Consider the following 19,563-nt stretch of genomic DNA (forward strand, 5'->3'; position numbering starts at 1 on the left):
CAAGGTGAAAAACATGAAGCTCCACGCAATTGCACTAGCCGTTGCTGCGCTCGCTATGGGTGTAACTCAGGCCAACGCAGCACAGACCAATCCTGTGCCGCCTTCAGCTGTCAGCGCCCAACATACAGAGTTTCCGATACCTGAAGGTTTTACCAGCGCCTACGAGACTGTTGACGGTGTGAAGCTGCATTTCGTACGTGGCGGTAAAGGCCCCCTTGTGCTGCTTGTCCACGGCTTCGGCCAGACATGGTATGAGTGGAATAGCCTCATGCCGCAACTCGCAGAACGCTATACGGTCGTAGCAGTCGACCTGCCAGGTCTTGGCCTGTCAGCGCCGCCGAAAACTACTTACACTGGAGTGGATGTTTCGGAATATCTGCACAAGCTTGCCAAGCGGATGAGTGCGGACAAGCCCTTCTACCTTGTTGCCCACGATATTGGTATCTGGAACAGCTATCCAATGGTTGCCCGCCATCCTGGGGACATCGTGAAGGCTGCGTTCATCGAAGCGACCATTCCTGACGACACTCTTTATTCGCTGCCAGCCTTTGTCGCGACCGGAGAGGCACCTGGATGGCACCACAGCTTCTTCGCAGCCTCGGGTCAGTTGGCCGACGCAATGGTCAAAGGAAACGAGCGATTGTTTCTGACGCATTTCATTCGTCATCATGCCAGCAACCAAGCGGTGTTCACTGACGAATTGGTAGACCGTTACGTGCGGTCATACTCTAAGCCCCAGACCTTCCACCACGCATTTGAATATTATCGTGCGCTTCCCCAATCGATTAAGCAGAACGAGGAGCTGGTGGCTACTAAGTTGACAATGCCTGTCCTCGCGGTTGGCGGTGGGGGTAACGGCGGGTTCGGTGCTAAGCAGCCTGAGAACATCCGTCGCTACGCCACTAATGTTGAATCCCACGTGTTGCCAGATTGTGGCCATTGGGTTCCAGAGGAGTGCGCTCCTGCGTTGAACCCTTTGATCAACTCCTTCTTGGATCGACCATAGGGCGGAATGCGTAATGTCTAACAATATACGTGGCATAGATCATATAGGAATCACGGTTCCAGATATCGAGGCAGCAACCCGGTTCTTTCACGAGGCCTTCGATGCAGCTATCGTCTACGACACGGTGGTCGATAGCCATCCGCGCCGATCCCCTGAAGAGCTTGCCGCTACGGTTGCCCTGAAAGAAGAGCAATTAATTGTGGCAACCCGCATGATTCGTCTTGGGAACGGTGCCAACATCGAGCTGTTCGAGATCGAAGGCGCGGCGCAGGGCGTTGACGGAATAGGCTCTTTGGGGCTCCAGCACTTCGCCGTCTATTGTGATGAACTGGGCTCAGTGCTCAATCGTGTCTTGGCTGCTGGAGGTACTCAGCTTCGCGGGCCAAACGCACTTTTTGGTATCGAAAAAGGGACAGGCAACTCTATGCACTACGTCCGAGCGCCATGGGGCTCGTTGATTGAGTTGATCTCCATACCCACCGCTACAGGGCCGAGCTGCGAGGTAGATCGCTGGAAACCTTCTTAAGCTAGACTTCGTCAAAATAGTCAGCTTGCAAGCATTGCAGCTCGTGCGAATATGGCTTTAAAGCTGTTCGCCAGCTTGCACCTGGAGACAGCATGACGTATGCGTCCGGCCAAGTCATCTACACAGCCCCCGCAAAGCCAAGACAAGGTGTGCACTTAGATTTAAGTGGGCGCCACAGGTGAGTCAGCAGCTCGATTGAATTCCGCTTGCGCGCTGCGCGACAGTAGATCCAGAACGCTCTTCAACTAGGTATAGGATCAGTCCTGTTGAACCGTGCGAATTAAATCAGGCTCACGATGGCCTTAGCCCGCCCGCCATTGCGTTCTATCCTGACTACACACAGCTACTGACACATAACTTGGAGAATACTCTGGCGGGAGGCGTGAGCGCGGGGCGCTGACGTTTGTTTGAAATGAACCCATTAGTACATCGATTCTTTGCGTGAGTAACATCCAGGTGTAGACCCCGTATAGCGGGTAAACGCAACGCTGAAGGCACTCCCGGAGCTGTAACCTACTTGGTGTGCAACCCCAGCAATAGTGGCGTCCCGACCATGCAGCAGGTTTTTTGCCAGTGCCATTCGCCACGTGAATAGATACGCCATCGGCGCCATACCCAGCGCTTGCTTAAAACGCTCAAAAAAAGTCGAGCGCGAGAGCGCGGCTTCTTTAGCGAGTTGCATTACCGTCCATGGTTGTCCTGGATCTTCGTGCATCCTGCGAATAGCGGCGGCCAGCCGTTCATCGCCGAGCCCGCGCAGAAGGCCCGGCGATGCCGCAGTGTTCGAGGTTGAGCGCAAGGCTTCGATGAATAGCACCTCCAACAGATGCGCCAAAATCACTTCCCGCGCAGGACGCTGTCCCCGAGCCTCCTGGGTCACCAGCTCGACCAGCGTGGTCAGGCGCCGCTCACCGCGAACGAGTAACAGTTGCGGCAGCAGCGAAACTAGCAATGCCCGGTCAGGCGAGCCAAACGTGCAATGCCCCACAAGCAGTTGCACATCGGCTGGGATACCTTGCGTGCCTATGCGAATTTCTCGTGGGCGTATTTCTACCGGTTGGGTATCTGCAGCTTCAGTCGCCATTGGCTGAAGACTCGAAATTGTAAAATCATGGGCCGATGGTATTAGGAGGAAGTCGTACATTTGCAAGTTCTGTGGCGCCTGGCCTGCCACTGCTAGCCGGCAACCACCCTCGAGAATCGCGCAGTAGAAGGGCTCTCCTACATCCAAGCGCCGAATACGCCATGCCCCCGCGCCGCTGACGACCTTGGATGACGAAGCAGTGGGCTGCAACAAGGCAACAACCTCGGCAAGCGGATCTAACATCTCGGACTCCAACGAAAGATTTTCGGATCTACGATGATACTAAGTCCAGGGTCGAAGGGCTATCGTTGAAGTCCATCGAGCCTCAGAAGAACCTACGCATGAAAACAGTATTGATTACCGGCTGCTCTTCTGGATTTGGACTGGCCACCGCCCAGTATTTTCTCGCGCACGATTGGAAGGTCATCGCGACCATGCGCACTCCGGACGAAGCAATTTTTGTCCCCAATGAGCATCTACGGGTGGTGAAGTTGGATGTAACTGACCCCCAAAATATCAAACAAATCCTAGAAGCTGCTGGCCCCATTGATGCACTGGTCAATAATGCCGGGATTGGCGCGCTGGGAGCGCTCGAAGGCGTTTCGATGCAATCGATCCGCGACATTTTTGAAACCAATACCTTCGGCACAATGGCGATGGTTCAGGCGATACTGCCGCAGTTTCGGCAGCGAGAAGCAGGGGTTATCGTGAACATCAGTTCCAGCGTAACGATTCAGCCATTACCGCTGCTCAGTGTTTACACTGCGAGTAAGGCAGCAGTAAATGCGTTCACCGAGTCTCTGGCGCTGGAACTTGAACCGTTCAACGTTCGGCTGAGTTTGGTGCTACCGGGGCGTGCTCCGAAGACGTACTTCGGTAAAAATGCACTGGCCCGTATGCAAGGCAGCATTCCAGAGGCGTATGACGAACTGGCGCAGGGGATCTTCGCCGAATGGTCGCAATCCACCGTCGAGACCGAAATTAAGGACGTAGTCGAAGCCGTATGGCGCGCTGTAACCGATTCCACGTCACCGATGCGCATTTTCGCAGGCGCAGACGCCGTAGCGTTGGCAAATGGCGTATGAACAATCTTATAAGCATTGCCCGCTTCATTCCGAAGGCTGACGCGACGCCAGCAATGTCCTTCAGCTGCGCGACCTTGACCGCACCAAATCGAGGGCTACCCCTGCAATTGCGTGTCACGGCACCCGCCGTCGGCACCGCCCTGCCGATCATTATTTTTTCCCACGGGCATGGCCCCTCGCTCTACATCCCTTCAAAAGATGGCTACGCGCCCCTGGTCAATTTCTACGCAGAACACGGCTTTGTAGTCATTCAGCCGACGCACCTAAATTCCAAAGTTGCCGGGCTCAACGCCGGTGCGCCTGGCGGGCCGTTATTTTGGCGATCAAGGGTCGAAGATATAGCACTCATACTCGACCTACTCGACGAAATCGAAGCCCAAGTGACATTTCTCGCAGGTCGACTCGATCATAGCCGAATCGCGGCAGTAGGCCATTCGCTCGGTGGACAGACCGTTGGCATGTTGTTGGGTGCACGCCTGACCGACCCACGAGACCCGACTGCGAGGGACGTCAACCTGATCGAGCGGCGCATCAAGGCCGGTGTGCTGCTGGCGGCTCCGGGTAATGGCGGTGACTCACTAAGCTCATGGGCAGCCGAAAATTACTCGGCCCTCAATCCTGATTATTCGTATATGACGACACCTACGCTTGTGGTAGCCGGCGATAACGATAGCTCTGCGCATCTCACGATACGAGGGGCTGGTTGGCATGCCGACGCTTACCATCACAGCCCAGGGAGCAAATACCTCCTGACCTTGTTCGGGGCTAAACATGGGCTTGGCGGCATTGCAGGCTACGACTGCGCGGAAACTGACGATGAAAACCCTGATCGCTTAGCTGTCGTTCAGCGCATGACCTGGGCATACCTGCGTTCAGCGCTATACGACAAAGATCCGGCTTGGTCGCTGGCTTGCGAGGCGCTCTACAAGGACGCAAGTTCGTTGGGCGGTGTGGAATGTAAATGACCGACAGTTTTCTCGGCATTAGCTATCCCACCTCTCGATATTCTCCGGTAAGAGTCTAGGTTCAAAAGTCGTCGGAGCGTTGTTAGCGTCCGTCCAACATACCTTGCGTGATTAAACGGGCACCCACCTGTGCGGCAACAGCTCGGTAATCTCACTCGCCCGCTGCGTCGGCAGGCGTGTAAGAACATCCTTCAAGTAGGCGTACGGATCATGTCCGTTGAGCCGCGCCGACTGGATCAAACTCATGATCGCCGCCGCACGTTTACCGCTGCGTAACGAGCCAGCGAACAGCCAGTTTGAGCGCCCAAGAGCCCACGGCCGGATCTGATTCTCGCACCAGTTATTATCGATGGGCACAGCACCGTCATCGAGATAGCGCGTCAGCGCTATCCAGCGTTTGAGGCTGTAATCCAACGCTTTCGCGATGGCCGATCCCTCAGGCACAAGCTGTCTTTGGGCGATCATCCAGGTATGAAGTGCGTCGATGATCGGCGCTGCTTTTTCCTGCCGTATTCGCTGTCGATCACCCGGTTCCAGCTCGCGGACTTCTCGTTCAACTTCGTACAAGGCCGCGATGTAGTGCAGCGCTTTTTCGGCGATCTGGCTCTTGTTGGTCGCATGCAAGTCGAAGAACTTTCGGCGGGCATGGGCCATGCAGCCGATCTCCGTAACGCCCAGTTCAAAGCCTGCCTTGTAGCCTGCAAAGTCATCGCAGACCAGCTTGCCGTTCCAACGACCCAGGAAGGCTCGGGCATGTTCGCCAGCGCGGCTTGGGCTGAAGTCGTAAACGACCGCTGCCAAGTCGGAGAACTGACTGGTAGCATAGAAAACCCATCCAACCCGCGTGAGAACTTCGCCGACTCTTGGGAGCAAGAGCCGGCAAGGAAAGACGCTTTCTATGATTGGCTAGATACGGCCCGTACTGACTTTGTCCGCGCTGCGGAACAGGGAGATCTGAACACTATTATTGACGCTTTGGCTCCAAGGATGGGGCGTGAGTTGGTTGAAAAAGCGGCTAGCAATCCTGGGCAGAAATTGCTGAGCGAGGCTTCCGTCATCAAGCGCGCGAAAAGCGCGTTTCAGAAGTTGGTAGATGCGCCGCATCGCAAACCGGTTGCTTGGCCAACCGTTCCGGTAGGTTATGTTCAGGTCGAAGGAGCTATGGCCAGAAATGGCTTTAGAGAAACCGTGTTTCATAACGATGGTGTGCCTTTGCCTAGAGGATCTTCGTTGAGCTTTGTAGCGAACACAGACGTGCCCAGACCATTCAAAATCTATTGGCAGATAGTGAACACAGGTGAGGCGGCAGCAAAGGCAAAAAAACTTCGGGGGGGATTCGAGCAAGCCACGGTGACAACGGGGACGCTGATAAGGAGAGAAGATGCTTCCTACGCAGGATCTCATACCATTGAATGCTTTGTGGTCAAGGACGGTTACTGCGCCGCTAGAAGTGGACTTTTCGTAGTCAACATCCAGTAAAGATATTTTCCCGACGAACGGTGTGTCGGTGTTTGCCGTAGTTGGGCCAAAACCATTTTGTTAGGTTTTGCACGGGTTTTGGTGTAGAAATGGCCGAAAACTTACAGAATACGCTACATAATAAAATCAGAAAAATTACGGTTTTATCAGATTCTTCCTTCTATCTAAGAGGGTTCACTCACTCACTCGCACAGTTGGGTCGCCTTTCTGGTGTTCATAACCTTTCTAAGGTCGCTTGAGACCCAGAACTGTCGCGTAACACCAGAAAACCCCCGGTGGCCTTGGCCCCGGGGGTTTTTCATTGCGGACACGGCAATCCGCTAAACGTCAGTAGAAGCGGCGCTCACCACCAACTCCCGAAACCTCTCCAATACCGACGACGTATCACCTACCCGGGTAGCCAGGTGCAACGGCGCCACCAGGCTCCGGCACTCCGAAAGCTCCCGATAAACAATCCCGTCGCCCCGCAACCGTTGCATTGAGGCAGGCACAATCGAAACCCCAAGCCCCGCAGCCACCAGGCTCAACGTCGCCGTCATGCGCGGCGCCTCTTGCACAACTTGCGGGCTGAAACCCGCTTCGCGACACGCCACCAGAATCGCGTCATACAACCCAAGCCCTACCCGGCGCCGATACAGCACAAACGCCTCGGTGGCCAATGCCGCCAATGGCAGCGGCGTCGACGGGTTGATAGCCAGTGGGTGGTCGGTAGGCAGCGCCAGCAACATTGGCTCCACCAGAATTGGCTGGTCCTGCAACGCCTGCGTCCCGCTCAGCGGCGAGCGAATGAACGCCGCGTCGAGCTTTTCGTGCAGCAACGCGTCCAGCAGTTCACCGGTACCGGCTTCTTCCAGTACCACTGAAACGCCGACAAAGGTTTCCCGAAACAGGCGCAGTACGCTGGGCACAAACGGATGCAGGGCGGCAGAGCTGGTGAAACCAATCGCCAGGCGTCCGCGTTCACCTCGGGCGGCGCGGCGCACAATGTCGGCCACACCATCGACGCTGGCCAAGATATGCCGCGCCTCTTCCAGCAAGGCCAGCCCCGCAGTGGTCGGGCGCACGCCTCGTGGCAGGCGCTCCATCAGCACCACACCCAACTCGGCTTCAAGACTTTGCAGCAGGCGGGTCAGCGGCGGTTGCTGCATGCCCAGACGTTCTGCCGCGCGAGTGATATAGCCTTCTTCGGCAATCGCGACGAAGGCCCTGAGCTGCCTGAGTTCCAGCATAGGGATACTTTTCAGGTATGGGAGATGATCAATCGTGGCATTTGTTCTCATGGATCACAAGATTTAGGCTGTCGTCACTCCTCACAGAAGAAGGAATGCCGCAATGACCTGGTCAGCCAAGCAATACTCGATGTTCGAACAACAGCGCACTCGTCCCGTCCGGGATCTGGTAGCGGCCATCCCTGAGGGTGACGTGCGCACCGCCGTCGACCTGGGTTGCGGCCCGGGCAATTCGACTGAAGTCCTGGCTGATCGCTTTCCGCAGGCATTGGTCACCGGCATGGACAGCTCTGATGACATGCTGGTCGACGCCCGCAAGCGCCTGCCCGCGTTGAACTTCGAATTGGCTGATATCGGCGCCTGGAACCCAGTGCAGAAATTCGACGTCATCCTCGCCAATGCATCGCTGCAATGGCTGCCTGATCACGCCACGCTGTATCCGCATTTAGTCAATCAACTGACTCCCGGCGGCACCCTGGCGGCGCAGACGCCCGACAATCTTGACGAGCCGGCCCACAAGCTGGCGCGGGAAGTCGCGGCGGACGGCCCGTGGGCCGCAAAGATCGGCAGCGTCAAACACAATGAACGCCATACCGCGAGCTACTACTTTGAGTTGCTGAGCCAACACTGTTCCACCGTGGATGTGTGGCGCACCACTTACCACCATCCGCTGGCAGGTTCTGCCGCGGTGGTGGAGTGGTTCAAGGGGTCGGCATTGCGTCCGTTCCTGGCGCCCCTGACCGAGTCAGAAAGGAACGCCTTCCTCGACGAGTACCTGGCGCGGATCACCAAGGCTTATCCAGCGCTGGCCGATGGCACTGTGTTGCTGCCGTTTCCGCGCCTGTTCATCATCGCTACCCGGTAAGCGCGGAGAAGGTCAATCGGCGGACAAGAACTGTTCCGCCGATACCACGCTCGCATAAGCAAACCCCAGCGACGACATAAACGCCGCATGCACCTGGGCTGCCGGCACGACGCTGCCATTGAATTCCAGGTCCCGCGTGGCGCAGGCATCGTGGATCACCGTCACGGTGTAGCCCAGGTCCGACGCGGCGCGCACCACGCCGTCGATGCACATATGGCTCATGCTGCCCACCACCACCAGCTCGGTGATGCTGCGTTGTTCCAGCAGGGCCCGCAGGTTGGTTTCGCGGAACGCATTGACGAAATGCTTGAGCACCACCGGCTCGTCGGCCTGGTTCAGCACCTTGGGGTGCAGGTGTGCACCTTCCGAACCCGGGGTGAAGAAGGGGGCATCGTCGGAGGTGAATTCGTGGCGTACGTGAATCACCGCATCGCCTGCCTGGCGAAACGCCTGTAGCACTTGCTGCGCCTTGTCTGCCGCCGCGTCCACTCCGTCTAGCGGCCACTTGCCCTGGGGGAAGTAGTCGTTCTGGATATCGATTAGGATGAGCGCTTGCTTGGCCATGTTGGTTTCCTTGTGAGGGTTGATGCGTCCAGTATCCTGGCTGGCGTGACGCCTGGGGATTGGCCGCACCGACAATAACAGAGGGAAAACTGACAATGGCGATCGTCGAGCTCGGCGTGCTGATCTACAGTGGTGCGCAAATGGCTGCCGTGCATGGCTTGACCGACCTGTTCGCGGTCGCCAACCGGATTGCGACCGAGCATCAGTCCGAGCAACTGCCGTCCCTGCGCATCAGCCATTGGCAGGCTGAAACAGGCGGTGCGCCGACCCGTGTATTCGATAGCGAGCCCGGTAGCGGGGGGAGGTTGACGGCCTTGCTGATTCCACCCTCCATTGCCGGCTTTTCCGAGGGCCAGGCGTCCGCCGAATTGCTGGATTGGCTGCGCCAGCAACATCGGTCCGGGACCATTCTGGGCGGCGTGTGCGTAGGTTCGATCCTGATGGCGGAAAGCGGCCTGTTGGACGGTCGCAGCGCCACCACGCACTGGACGTCGGCGAAAACCTTCGCCGCCCGTTATCCGGCGATTCGCCTGGAAGCCGACAAACCCATCGTCGACGACGGCGACTTGATCACCACCGCCGGCCTCATGGCCTGGTCCGAATTGGGCCTGCGCCTGGTGGACCGTTTGCTCGGCCCGAGCATCGCTGCCAGCACCGCGCGTTTCCTGGTGATCGAACACAGTGACAGCGCCAGTGAGTGCGGCAGTAACTTTGCGCCGATCCTTGCCCATGGCGACGCTGCGATTCTCAAGGTGCAACATTGGCTGCAGGCCAGCGGTGCGGTGGATGTTTCGTTGGCTGCCATGGCGCAGGAGGCGGGACTTGAGGAACGCACCTTCCTGCGACGGTTCCGCGCCGCCACCGGTTTGAAACCCACCGAATATTGCCAGCACCTGCGTGTCGGCAAGGCGCGCCAGATGCTCGAGTTCACCAACGGCACCATTGATCACATCGCCTGGACCGTGGGTTATCAGGACCCTGGTGCTTTCCGCGCCACATTCAAGAAAATCACCGGGCTGGCGCCAAGTGATTACCGCAGCCGTTTCGGCGTGACGCCCACCAAGGCGCACGCCTGAATCGTGCAGAACGCCGCGACATCTCGAGCACTTCGTGCAGAATAAAACAGGCCAAGTGCTATCGCTTTTCCCGCAACTGATTGATTCCCCGCGCGTTTAAACAAACGCCGCCTTGGCTTGATCCCTGCTACCGTTTCCTTACACACATGGCAGCAGAGCCAAGGGGGACGCATGACCCCGACAAATCGCAAAAAAATCGTGGTGGCGCATTCAATCCGTCCGCAAGCGCCATTGCACGAAGTGGAGACCAACCGCGCCTTGGCACGTTGGCTGGCGCACGTCCTCGGGCTCAAATATGGCGGCAGCTATAACCCTGAGCTGCACAGTGGGCGCGACCTCTATCTATTGCCCACTCAGACGCTGGTCGGCGCGGCCCAGGCGCGGCAATTCGGCGTCAAAGGCCCTGAGGATTTGTGGGGCGGCTACGTCGATCACGATTTCATCTGCACCAAGGCCATCAGCCACGATTTGCTGAATAAAAACGCGGTTGCGCCCGAAGGCTGGTCGCCGCTTTTTTCCGAGCGCATCCGCAATGTGGTGCTGGATGGGTTGAGTGTGCACGCCCTGGCAGATGCGCGGCCGGCGGCGACCCATTTGCTGTACACCGGGCCGATCCGTCTCAAGCCTGTGCATGCCTGCGCCGGTCGCGGCCAGGAAGTGATCCGCAGCCTCGACGAGTTCGACGCCATCCTCGCGCGCCCTGATGCGGCGCAATTGTTCAGCGACGGCGTGGTGCTGGAGCAGGACCTGAGTGACGTGGTCACCCACAGTGTCGGCCAGAGCTTTATCGGCGATCACGTCATCAGCTACTGCGGCGGTCAATACCTGACCCGGGACGGGCAGGGCGAAGAGGTCTATGGTGGTTCCAACCTGTTGGTGGTCCAGGGCTACTACGAGGATCTGCTCAAGCTCGACCTGCCCGCTGACGTGCGCCTGGCCATCCAGCAAGCGCAGGCCTTCGATAACGCGGCGGATGAGGCCTATCCCGGGTTCTACGCCTCGCGGCGCAATTACGATATCGCCCAGGGCCTGGACAGCGACGGCCAACGCCGCAGCGGCGTGCTCGAGCAATCCTGGCGCATGGGCGGGGCCAGCAGCGCGGAAGTCGCGGCGCTGCAAAGCTTCGTCAACAATCCCGGGCTGCGGGCGATTTATGTCTCGTCGGTAGAAACCTACGTCGACCAGCCACTGCCGGCTGACGCGATCGAGGTGTACCGGGGCCCGGCAGAAAACAGCGACTTTCTTCTCAAGTACGTGACGGTCAAATCCTATGACGGCTAGAAGCGAAACCATTGCCATTGATATCGACGACGAACAGATGAGCGGGACCTTCCTCAGTCCCAAATCGAAAGTACCGGGGGTGTTGTTTGTGCACGGCTGGGGCGGGAGCCAGGAGCGTGACCTGGAACGCGCCAAGGGTATCGCCGGGCTCGGTTGTGTATGCCTTACATTCGACCTGCGCGGCCATGCCGGCAACGGCATTCCGTTATCCCGCGTCACCCGCGAAGACAACCTGCGCGACCTGCTCGCGGCCTACGACCGCCTGTTGTCACACCCGGCCATCGACACCTCGGCGGTGGCGGTGGTGGGCACCAGCTACGGCGGTTACCTGGCCGCCATCCTCACTTCGCTGCGCCCCGTGCGCTGGCTGGCTTTGCGGGTGCCGGCGCTGTACCGCGACCAGGAATGGCTCAAGCCCAAGCGCGACCTCGATAAAGCCGACCTGATGGATTATCGCGGCACCTTTGTGCACGCCGAAACCAATCGCGCCCTGCATGCATGCGCGGCGTTTACCGGTGATGTGTTGATCGTGGAGTCGGAGACCGACGACCACGTGCCCCATGCCACCATCATGAGCTACCGCGCCGCCTGCCAGCAGACGCATTCGCTGACTCACCGGATTATCGACGGTGCGGATCATTCCCTGAGTGATCCGGTTTCCCAGCAGGCCTACACCTCGATCCTGGTGGACTGGATTACCGAGATGGTGGTGGGCGAGCGCTTGAGCATCATCCAGTCGTAGGCGTTTTCTTCACGCGCAATGCCTTGGCCTTGGCTTCGACCGCGAGGTACATCACCAGGGCCACCAGCAGGGGCAGGATGAAGTAGATCGCGCGGTAGGCGATCAGCCCCGCGAGCAGACTGCCGCGGGACGCTTCATGCTGCAGCAAGGCAATGAACACTGCCTCCAGCACACCCAGCCCTGCCGGGATATGCGTGACCACCCCGGCAATGCTGCTGATCAGCAACACCCCGAGCACCACGGGGTAATCCAGCTGCTTGGGCAGCAGGGTAAAAATCACTGCTGCCATCAGCGACCAGTTCAGCGCGCCGAGCGCCAACTGCAACACTGCCATGCGCAGCGACGGCAGGCTGATTTCAATCCCGCGTATCGACCATGCGCGCTTTTTCGACAAGCGACAGGCCAGCAGGTAACCCAGGCTCGCCAGTACCAACAGCACGCCGACGCCTTGCAACGCACCGCTGCTGAGCTTCCACCCCGGCGGCAATGTCACCAGCCCGCTGCTGAATACCGCGCCGGCGATCGCCATGTAGCCGAACCAGTTGGTGGCCAGGCTCAAGCCGAGGATCTTCGCGATGTTCCCGCTGCTCACCCCGAGTCGGGAATACAACCGATAGCGCATGGCGATGCCACCTACCCACGCGCTCAGGTTGAGGTTGAACGCATAGCTGATGATGCCCACCGGCAAAATCTGCTTCCAGCCCAACGGCTGGCGGATGTAGGTGCGGCCGATCAGGTCGAAGCACGAATACACCAGGAAACTGCACAAAGTCAGCCCACCCGCGATGAGCAGCGTGCGCAGCTTGAAGTCGCCCAGGGTGTCGAGCACTTCGCTCCAGTCGATACGCCGGGCGAGCAGGGTGAACAACACGATCAGCACCAGGAAAAACACCACCGTCAGCGGTTTTTTCCAGCGTTTCAAGAAGCCGGGGCGAGCGCTTTCTTCAGCGATGCGAGCTTGGGTCATGATCCGCACGCTCCTCAAGAACGAAGGGTTTCAACCTCGGCTTGTGGGCCGGCAACCAGCCGGTCCACGACGGAAAATGCCGCAGCACATGGAACACCACGAAACCCACGGTCACCCGCCAGAACCAGCCGCGAGGCGCGCGGTTTTCCGGCATGGTCTTGCAGTGGTTCTGGCTCAGATATTCCAGGCGCTCGAACAACTGCTGGTTGAAGGCACGATCACGAACCAGCACATTCGCCTCCAGGTTCAGCGACAGGCTCAACGGGTCGAGATTGCTCGAACCCACCGTGCTCCACTCTTCATCCACCAGCGCCACCTTGCCGTGCAACGGACGCTGGCAGTACTCGTGGATCACCACGCCTTCCTTGAGCAAATAGTCATAGAGCATGCGTGCCGCCAGCTTGGCCAGGAGCACATCCGGCTGGCCCTGCATGATCAACTGCACGTGCACGCCGCGCCGCGCGGCATTACGAATTTCCCGCAGCAGGCGGTAGCCGGGAAAGAAATAGGCGTTGGCGATCACCACCCGCCGCTCGGCCTTGCGCAGGGCGTGCAGGTAGGCCTCTTCGATATCGGTACGGTGTTGCAGATTGTCCCGGTAGATCAGCCGTACCAGGCCATCGCCTTCGCCGGCAGCCCATGGCGACGGGCGTTGCTCGCGCCGCCAGCCGCGCCGCTTGCGCACACGCCGGCCACTTTGTGCGAGGGCGAAATGATGCAGGTCGGCGACTGCCGGGCCCTGCACCTGCACGGCATAATCCTGCTTGGCCTCGGGACCGAAATCCCCCAGGTGATCCGCCGAGAAATTGATCCCGCCGATAAACGCCACACTGGCATCCACCACCACAATCTTGCGGTGCAGGCGGCGAAACCAGTTGGTGCGAAAACCCAATGTCTTGCTCGCCGGGTCGAACATCTGCACGGTCACGCCGGCCTGGCTCAATTCGCTGAGAAACCCCGGTGTCAGCTCGCCACAACCAAAGCCATCGAGGCTGGCGACGACCTTGACGCCACGCTGCGCCGCCTCGATCAAAATGCCCTTGAGCTCGTGGCCGACCTTGTCTTCGAAAAGGATAAAGGTCTCCAGCAAGATCTCCCGCTGGGCCTGGCGCATCGCCTCGAACACTTTGGGAAAGTAGGCCTCGCCGTTCTCCAGCAACTCGATCTGGTTACCGCTCTGCCAGCCGTAATCCAGGTCCCGGGCCACGGCATCGTCCGGCGGTTGGTCGGTCGCGATGTGTTCCACCGCGACCTTTTCCAGTGGTGCGCTGTTCATAACTCGATCTCCACCGACAGCGGCGCATGGTCCGACAAGTGTGACCACGGGCGGCTGGTCAGGACTTGGGGCTGATGCACCTTGAGGTTGCTCACGTATATGCGGTCCAGCGGCAGCAGCGGCAGGCGCGCCGGGAAGGTGCGGGCCGGCTTGCCGTGGGTTTCGATAAACACTTCCCGCAGCCCGCAGTGGGCGAGATCGGCGCGCTGGCGCCAGTCATTGAAATCACCGGCGACAATCACCGGCGCGTCGGCGGGAATCTCGGCGACCCGCTGCGCGATCAGGCGCAGTTGCTGCTGGCGATGGACTTCCCGCAGTCCCAGGTGCACGCAGATGGCATGCACGTCCTGCACGTTGCCCGGCAAGCGCAGCACGCAATGCAGCAGCCCGCGGCTTTCGTGGCCGCTCTGGGAGATGTCGAGATTGTCGTAGCGGATGATCTGGAATTTCGACAGCAACGCATTACCGTGGTCGCCATGGGGATACACCGCGTTGCGACCGTAGGCGTATTGCGGCCAGATACTGTCGGCGAGGAACTCGTATTGCGGCATGCTCGGCCAGTTACTGTAGCGCTTGGGGTGGCGTTCATGGGTGCCGTGGATTTCCTGAAGGAACACCACGTCGGCGGCCACACTGCGAATCGCCTCGCGCAACTCGGGCAATATGAAGCGCCGGTTGAGCGCGGTGAAGCCCTTGTGGGTATTGACCGTCAGCACCCTGAAGCGGGTGATGGTTTCGGTGGGCGTGGTTGGCATCAGTTCCGGATGGGTCATGGCAACACTCCCGTGTCCGGCAACTTGCCGGGTTCGGTGGCCAGTGCCTGGTCCAGGCCGAAACGCTGCAGTAATTGGCGCGCGTCGAAGGGCGCGCGCACCTTGATGTCGTTATCGAAGTAGCAAAACACCTCGCGCTGCTTGCGGGCGCGGGGTTTGTGCTTCGGGTCGATCAACTGTGCATCGGCGGGTTGTTTGCCGTGGCTCCAGCGTTCGATGCGATCGCCCCAGCGCTTGAGCGCTTCGGGCGTATAGCCGCTGGCATACAGCGCTTTGTCCCCATGCAGACGCAGGTACACAAAGTTGGCCGTGACGTCTTCCAGGTAAGGCCACTTGCCGGCTGTGTCCGCCACCACCAGGGCCACGCCGTGCTTGTCGAGCATCTCGACAAACTCCGGCACGGCGAAACTCTTGTGGCGAATCTCCACCGCATGGCGCAGCGGCTTTTTACCGTGGGCTTGCAGGCTCGCCTTGCCGTTCAGGCGCGGCTCATGCTCGCGGGCGAGGGCGGCGGCCTGCTGGGTAGTGGTGGGTAATTCGGCGAGAAAGGCTTCAAACAACGGCGGGTCGAATTTGAAACTGGGCGGGAACTGCCAGAGGATCGGCCCGAGCTTTTCCTTGAGTTCCAGCACCCCGGAGGCGAAGAAATTCGCCATCGGCTTGTGCACCTCCCGCAGCCGCAGGATATGCGTGATATAGCGCGGCGCCTTGACGCTGAACACAAACCCTTCAGGCGTGTCGCCATACCATTCGGCATAGCGTTTGGGTGTTTGCAGCGCGTAGAACGAGCCGTTGATCTCGATGCTGTTGACCGCCCGTGAGGCAAACTGCAGCTCGCGCTTCTGGGTCAGGCCCTCGGGGTAGAAATCCCCCCGCCAGGGCGTGTAGCGCCAGCCGGAAATGCCGATATGAATCGCGGCCATGATGACTCCCGTGGGTTAACTGTGTGGTGACCTCCGTTTTTGGATGACTGTGAGGATCGGGAGAAAGTTTCGATGGTCCTACAGACGGCACCTCTCAAAATGTGGGAGCGGGCTTGCTCGCGAAGACGGTGGGTCAGTCGATATCTCTGTTGACTGACTTACCGCTTTCGCGAGCAAGCCCGCTCCCACATTGGGTTCTTTATCGCTGCGGGATCAGTGCCCGCCAACCACCCGGGTCGAGCTCTCGGCATACACCGGCCCCAGCCGGTCAAGGCGCCCGCTCCAGGCCGTCAGCGCCAAGGCCACCAACACCACCGAGCCGCCAATCCACGCCGTGTGGATCAAGCCCATGTGGGCGACGATCATGCCGCCGGCCCACGCGCCACCGGCAATCCCCAGGTTGAACGCCGCGATGTTCAGGCCCGAGGCCACGTCCACCGCATTCGGCGTGTGATGTTCCGCCTGGCGCACCACATACACCTGCAAGCCCGGCACATTGCCGAAAGCGACCGCGCCCCACACCAGCACAGTGGCCAGGGCCAGCCATGGGTTGCCTGCGGTAAAGGTCAGTACAAACAACACGGCAGCGAGCAGGGCAAAGATGATTTTCAGCGCGCTGATCGGGCCGCGTTTGTCGGCCAGTTTGCCGCCCCAGATATTACCGATGGCCACCGAGATGCCATACACCAGCAACACCAGGCTGACGGTGCCGGCGCTGAAGCCGGAGATGTCCTGAAGGATCGGCGCCAGGTAGGTGAACGCGATGAACGAGCCGCCGTAACCCACCGCCGTCATGGCGTACACCAGCAGCAGCCGTGGTTGTTTCAACACTTGCAGTTGCTGCAACAGCGACGCGGGTTTGCTGTGGGCGATGTTTTTCGGTACGTAGAGCAGGCTGCCGATAAACGCGATCAAGCCCAGGGCCGAGACGGCGAGGAAGGTTTCGCGCCAGCCGAAGTGCTGGCCGATAAACGTCCCCAGTGGCACACCGGTCACCAATGCGACGGTCAGGCCGGTAAACATGATGGCAATCGCGCTGGCGGCTTTTTCCTTGGGCACCAGGCTTGTGGCGATGGTGGAGCCAATCGAGAAGAACACCCCGTGGGCCAGGCCGGTGACGATCCGTGCCAGTACCAGGGACTCATAACTCGGCGCTTGCCAGGCCAGCAGGTTGCCGAGGGTGAACAGCACCATCAGCGACAACAACAGCAGTTTGCGTGGCACTTTGCCGGTGAGGGCGGTGAGTACCGGCGCGCCGATGGCCACGCCCAGGGCGTAGAGGCTGACCAGCAGGCCGGCGGACGGCAAGTCGACACCCAGGTCGGCGCCGATGGTGGGTAACAGGCCAACGATGACGAACTCGGTCGTCCCGATGGCAAAAGCGCTGAGGGTCAGCGCGAGCAAGGCAATGGGCATGGCTGCAACTCCGGTGTGTTTCAATCAGGAGCGCAGTCTCGGGGTTCGGCTTGTGCGGAAAAAGACAGGTATTGGCATTTGATATTTGCCTGGGGCGCACGGATCGACGCGCGTGGGGAACGATCAGGCGTCAAACCCGTCAGTTCCTTACAGACCCTTCTGAAGGAGCCCGGTGTTTTGTTGAATTTAAAGACTGTGCTACTGCTCGGCACGCTGCTGTTCTGCGGCAGCGGCGCGCTGCAAGCGGCCACCGCCCCCGCGGCTCCAGCGCCTGCCGCCCCGGCCCAGCCGGAACTTTTGGTAGAAGGCGGCCTGCTCGGCGCCATCAGCTCCAGCATCGATGATGTGCAGGACAAACTCGACCTCAACCAGAACCTGGTCGACGCCTGGCGGCTGCGGGCCGACCGGGCGGCGGATGAGGTGGACAAGCTGGTCAACCAGCCGTCCGAACGTTCCTCGTGGAGCGTAGCCGGGGATTTCCTGTTGTTGTCCGGGGTGTGGGTCGGCGCGTTCGCCGCGCTGACCCTGCTGGGGCGCTTTATCGTCAAGCGCCTGAGCCTGCAGCGGCATATCGCACCTCGCCAGCGCCTCCAGGCGTTGCTGGGTTACCTGATTCCCTACACGATACCGGCGCTTATCTGCCTGCCATTGACGCTCTACGTCAGCCACTTCCTGCCCACCTCGGTGGGCCGTGCGCTGGCGCTGTGTTTTGCCTACGCCACCAGCAGCGGCATTTTCTCCACCTCGATCCTGTTGTGCGTGATCGTCATGTTCAACGTCGGCCACAAGCGCCCGGCGGTGCAGATTATTCGGGACTACTGCCCCAAGCCGCTGTTCCTGATCGGCTTCCTTGCCGCCCTCAGCGATGCGCTGACCAGCCCACAGATCGCCCGCCAACTGGGGGGCAATATCACCGCCAGCGTCGCGATCTTCACCGGGCTGTTTGCCTCGGTGATCTTCGGCATGCTGGTGATTCGCCTGCGCCGTCCGGTGGCGCATTTGATCCGCAACCGGCCCCTGGCCCAGCGCCTGAAACACCCGGCGGTGCAGCAATCCCTGCGGGTGTTTTCCGGCCTGTGGTATTGGCCGATCCTGCTGATGGTGCTGGTGTCGGCGATCAACCTGATCGGCGCCGGCGACGACAGCCAGAAAGCCCTGCGCTGTGCGCTGTTCACCACGATCCTGCTGATCGGCACGGTGTTTCTCAGCACGGTGTTGCAGCACCTGTTCCAGTCCCGCAGCACGGTGGCGGTGCAGCGCAGCAGTGCCTACAAGGAACGTTTCCTCAGCCTGCTGCACGCGCTGTTGCGCATCGTGATGGCCATCGCCTTTATCGAAATACTCGGGCGTATCTGGGGCGTTTCGCTGTTTGAGTTTGCCCAGCGCAACTCCGTGGGCCGGGCCATCAGTGATTCCCTGAGCAGCATCGGTTTGATCCTGCTGGTGACCTGGCTGTTCTGGGTGGTGCTCGACACGGCGATTCAGGAAGCATTGAAACCCCCGGTCAACAAACGCTCCAGCCGCCAGCCCAGCACGCGGGTGAAGACCATCCTGCCGCTGCTGCGCAACGCAGTGAAAATCATCCTGGTGGTGATCTGCGCGATCACCACCATGGCCAACCTGGGGATCAACGTCGCACCGCTGCTGGCGGGTGCCGGGGTGGTGGGCCTGGCCATTGGTTTTGGCTCCCAGCAACTGGTGCAGGATGTAATCACCGGGCTGTTCATCATCATCGAAGACACCCTGTCGATTGGCGATTGGGTGGTGCTCGACTCCGGCCACGCCGGTACCGTCGAGGGGCTGACCATCCGCACCCTGCGCCTGCGGGACGGCAAGGGCTTTGTGCATTCGGTGCCGTTCGGGCAGATCAAGGCCGTCACCAACCAGTCGCGGCAGTTCGCCTATGCGTTTTTCTCGGTGCAGTTCACCTACGACACCGATGTCGACAAGGCCGTGGAACTGATTCGCGAGGCGGGGCAGTCGATTCGCGACGACGTGTTCCTCAAGTACAACCTGCAAGGGCCGCTGGAGGTATTTGGCGTCGACAAGATGGACCTCAACGGCGTGGTGCTGACGGCGCAGTTCCGCACGGTGTCGGGCGGGCAATATGCGGTGAGCCGCGCGTTTAACCAGCGCTTGAAAAAGCTTGTGGATAACTGTGCCTTTGTTCATTTTGCGCAAACTTATCCACAGCAGGTGATGCTGCCGCAGCGGGTCGGGCAGCAGGTGGATGAGCCGGAGGAAGAAGTGCCTTCGTCGGTGGTGCTCACTGAGCAGCCAAGAACCCAATAGTTTTGTGTTGAGGC

At 59.7% G+C, this 19,563-nt stretch carries 18 protein-coding genes and 1 pseudogene; 10 read left to right on the forward strand and 9 right to left on the reverse strand.

Features of this window, described 5'->3' with window-relative positions:
- Nucleotides 1-13: 13 nt before the first annotated feature.
- Together HX824_RS27115 and HX824_RS27120 are read left to right on the forward strand one after the other, a co-directional pair.
- Nucleotides 14-1,006: an alpha/beta fold hydrolase gene (locus HX824_RS27115; protein WP_200994539.1), complete on the forward strand. Its 993-nt coding sequence runs from the start codon at nt 14-16 to the stop codon at nt 1,004-1,006.
- Between the two features lie 13 nt (nt 1,007-1,019).
- Nucleotides 1,020-1,532, forward strand: a complete 513-nt coding sequence (locus tag HX824_RS27120; protein WP_074908470.1) for a VOC family protein — start codon at nt 1,020-1,022, stop codon at nt 1,530-1,532.
- Between the two features lie 421 nt (nt 1,533-1,953).
- Here HX824_RS27120 and HX824_RS27125 read toward each other — a convergent pair whose 3' ends face one another.
- Nucleotides 1,954-2,859, reverse strand: coding sequence for an AraC family transcriptional regulator (locus tag HX824_RS27125; RefSeq protein ID WP_177055567.1), 906 nt, complete (start codon nt 2,857-2,859; stop codon nt 1,954-1,956).
- 98 nt (nt 2,860-2,957) lie between these two features.
- Here HX824_RS27125 and HX824_RS27130 point away from each other — a divergent pair, with 98 nt between their 5' ends.
- Together HX824_RS27130 and HX824_RS27135 are read left to right on the forward strand one after the other, a co-directional pair.
- Nucleotides 2,958-3,701 carry an SDR family oxidoreductase gene (locus tag HX824_RS27130; RefSeq protein ID WP_177055569.1) on the forward strand — a complete coding sequence of 248 codons (744 nt, stop codon included), beginning with the start codon at nt 2,958-2,960 and terminating at the stop codon, nt 3,699-3,701.
- Nucleotides 3,698-4,666, forward strand: coding sequence for an alpha/beta fold hydrolase (locus tag HX824_RS27135; protein WP_177055571.1), 969 nt, complete (start codon nt 3,698-3,700; stop codon nt 4,664-4,666). The genes HX824_RS27130 and HX824_RS27135 overlap by 4 nt, the downstream gene beginning before the upstream one ends.
- Before the next feature lie 111 nt (nt 4,667-4,777).
- Here the strand turns inward: HX824_RS27135 and HX824_RS27140 are convergent.
- Nucleotides 4,778-5,524, reverse strand: a pseudogene (locus HX824_RS27140) (IS66 family transposase); the annotation flags it as partial.
- A 129-nt stretch (nt 5,525-5,653) separates the two neighbouring features.
- On the opposite strand from HX824_RS27140, the gene HX824_RS27145 reads away from it, so the two are divergent.
- Entirely contained in the window at nt 5,654-6,145 is a 492-nt protein-coding gene (locus HX824_RS27145) for a hypothetical protein (RefSeq protein WP_256347053.1), read from the forward strand.
- Between the two features lie 320 nt (nt 6,146-6,465).
- On the opposite strand, the gene HX824_RS27150 is transcribed toward HX824_RS27145, so the two are convergent.
- Nucleotides 6,466-7,374 (reverse strand): LysR family transcriptional regulator, encoded by a 909-nt coding sequence (locus tag HX824_RS27150; protein WP_177008886.1) that lies wholly within the window; start codon nt 7,372-7,374, stop codon nt 6,466-6,468.
- Nucleotides 7,375-7,477: 103 nt separating this feature from the next.
- Here HX824_RS27150 and tam point away from each other — a divergent pair, with 103 nt between their 5' ends.
- Nucleotides 7,478-8,239, forward strand: a complete 762-nt coding sequence (tam, locus tag HX824_RS27155; protein ID WP_177055573.1) for a trans-aconitate 2-methyltransferase — start codon at nt 7,478-7,480, stop codon at nt 8,237-8,239.
- Nucleotides 8,240-8,251: 12 nt separating this feature from the next.
- On the opposite strand, the gene HX824_RS27160 is transcribed toward tam, so the two are convergent.
- The gene (locus HX824_RS27160; protein ID WP_087692337.1) at nt 8,252-8,803 is read right to left on the reverse strand and encodes a cysteine hydrolase family protein; all 552 of its coding nucleotides are present in this window, start codon (nt 8,801-8,803) and stop codon (nt 8,252-8,254) included.
- 95 nt (nt 8,804-8,898) lie between these two features.
- On the opposite strand from HX824_RS27160, the gene HX824_RS27165 reads away from it, so the two are divergent.
- The 3 genes from HX824_RS27165 (at nt 8,899) to HX824_RS27175 (ending at nt 11,902) form a co-directional block, all read left to right on the forward strand.
- Entirely contained in the window at nt 8,899-9,879 is a 981-nt protein-coding gene (locus HX824_RS27165) for a GlxA family transcriptional regulator (RefSeq protein ID WP_177055575.1), read from the forward strand.
- Nucleotides 9,880-10,050: 171 nt separating this feature from the next.
- On the forward strand, nt 10,051-11,160 hold the full coding sequence (locus HX824_RS27170; RefSeq protein WP_177055577.1) for a DUF3182 family protein: 1,110 nt from the start codon (nt 10,051-10,053) through the stop codon (nt 11,158-11,160).
- The gene (locus tag HX824_RS27175) at nt 11,150-11,902 is read left to right on the forward strand and encodes a S9 family peptidase (protein WP_003210032.1); all 753 of its coding nucleotides are present in this window, start codon (nt 11,150-11,152) and stop codon (nt 11,900-11,902) included. The genes HX824_RS27170 and HX824_RS27175 overlap by 11 nt, the downstream gene beginning before the upstream one ends.
- Here the strand turns inward: HX824_RS27175 and HX824_RS27180 are convergent.
- The 5 genes from HX824_RS27180 to HX824_RS27200 all read right to left on the reverse strand — a co-directional run bounded on the left by HX824_RS27180 (nt 11,889) and on the right by HX824_RS27200 (nt 17,257).
- A complete protein-coding gene (locus tag HX824_RS27180; protein ID WP_177020916.1) occupies nt 11,889-12,869 on the reverse strand; it encodes a lysylphosphatidylglycerol synthase domain-containing protein in 981 nt (326 codons plus the stop codon). The genes HX824_RS27175 and HX824_RS27180 overlap by 14 nt on opposite strands.
- Nucleotides 12,847-14,145 (reverse strand): cardiolipin synthase ClsB, encoded by a 1,299-nt coding sequence (clsB, locus tag HX824_RS27185; protein ID WP_003210028.1) that lies wholly within the window; start codon nt 14,143-14,145, stop codon nt 12,847-12,849. The genes HX824_RS27180 and clsB overlap by 23 nt, the downstream gene beginning before the upstream one ends.
- Nucleotides 14,142-14,918: an endonuclease/exonuclease/phosphatase family protein gene (locus HX824_RS27190; RefSeq protein ID WP_177055579.1), complete on the reverse strand. Its 777-nt coding sequence runs from the start codon at nt 14,916-14,918 to the stop codon at nt 14,142-14,144. The genes clsB and HX824_RS27190 overlap by 4 nt, the downstream gene beginning before the upstream one ends.
- A complete protein-coding gene (locus tag HX824_RS27195) occupies nt 14,915-15,841 on the reverse strand; it encodes a DUF72 domain-containing protein (RefSeq protein WP_177028969.1) in 927 nt (308 codons plus the stop codon). The genes HX824_RS27190 and HX824_RS27195 overlap by 4 nt, the downstream gene beginning before the upstream one ends.
- A gap of 213 nt (nt 15,842-16,054) precedes the next feature.
- On the reverse strand, nt 16,055-17,257 hold the full coding sequence (locus tag HX824_RS27200) for an MFS transporter (RefSeq protein WP_177035943.1): 1,203 nt from the start codon (nt 17,255-17,257) through the stop codon (nt 16,055-16,057).
- 177 nt (nt 17,258-17,434) lie between these two features.
- Here HX824_RS27200 and HX824_RS27205 point away from each other — a divergent pair, with 177 nt between their 5' ends.
- Nucleotides 17,435-19,549: a mechanosensitive ion channel family protein gene (locus tag HX824_RS27205; protein WP_177055581.1), complete on the forward strand. Its 2,115-nt coding sequence runs from the start codon at nt 17,435-17,437 to the stop codon at nt 19,547-19,549.
- Nucleotides 19,550-19,563: the final 14 nt, after the last annotated feature.

The organism is Pseudomonas sp. D4002 (genome assembly GCF_013385665.1).
In the GTDB taxonomy this organism is placed as follows: Bacteria; Pseudomonadota; Gammaproteobacteria; order Pseudomonadales; family Pseudomonadaceae; genus Aquipseudomonas.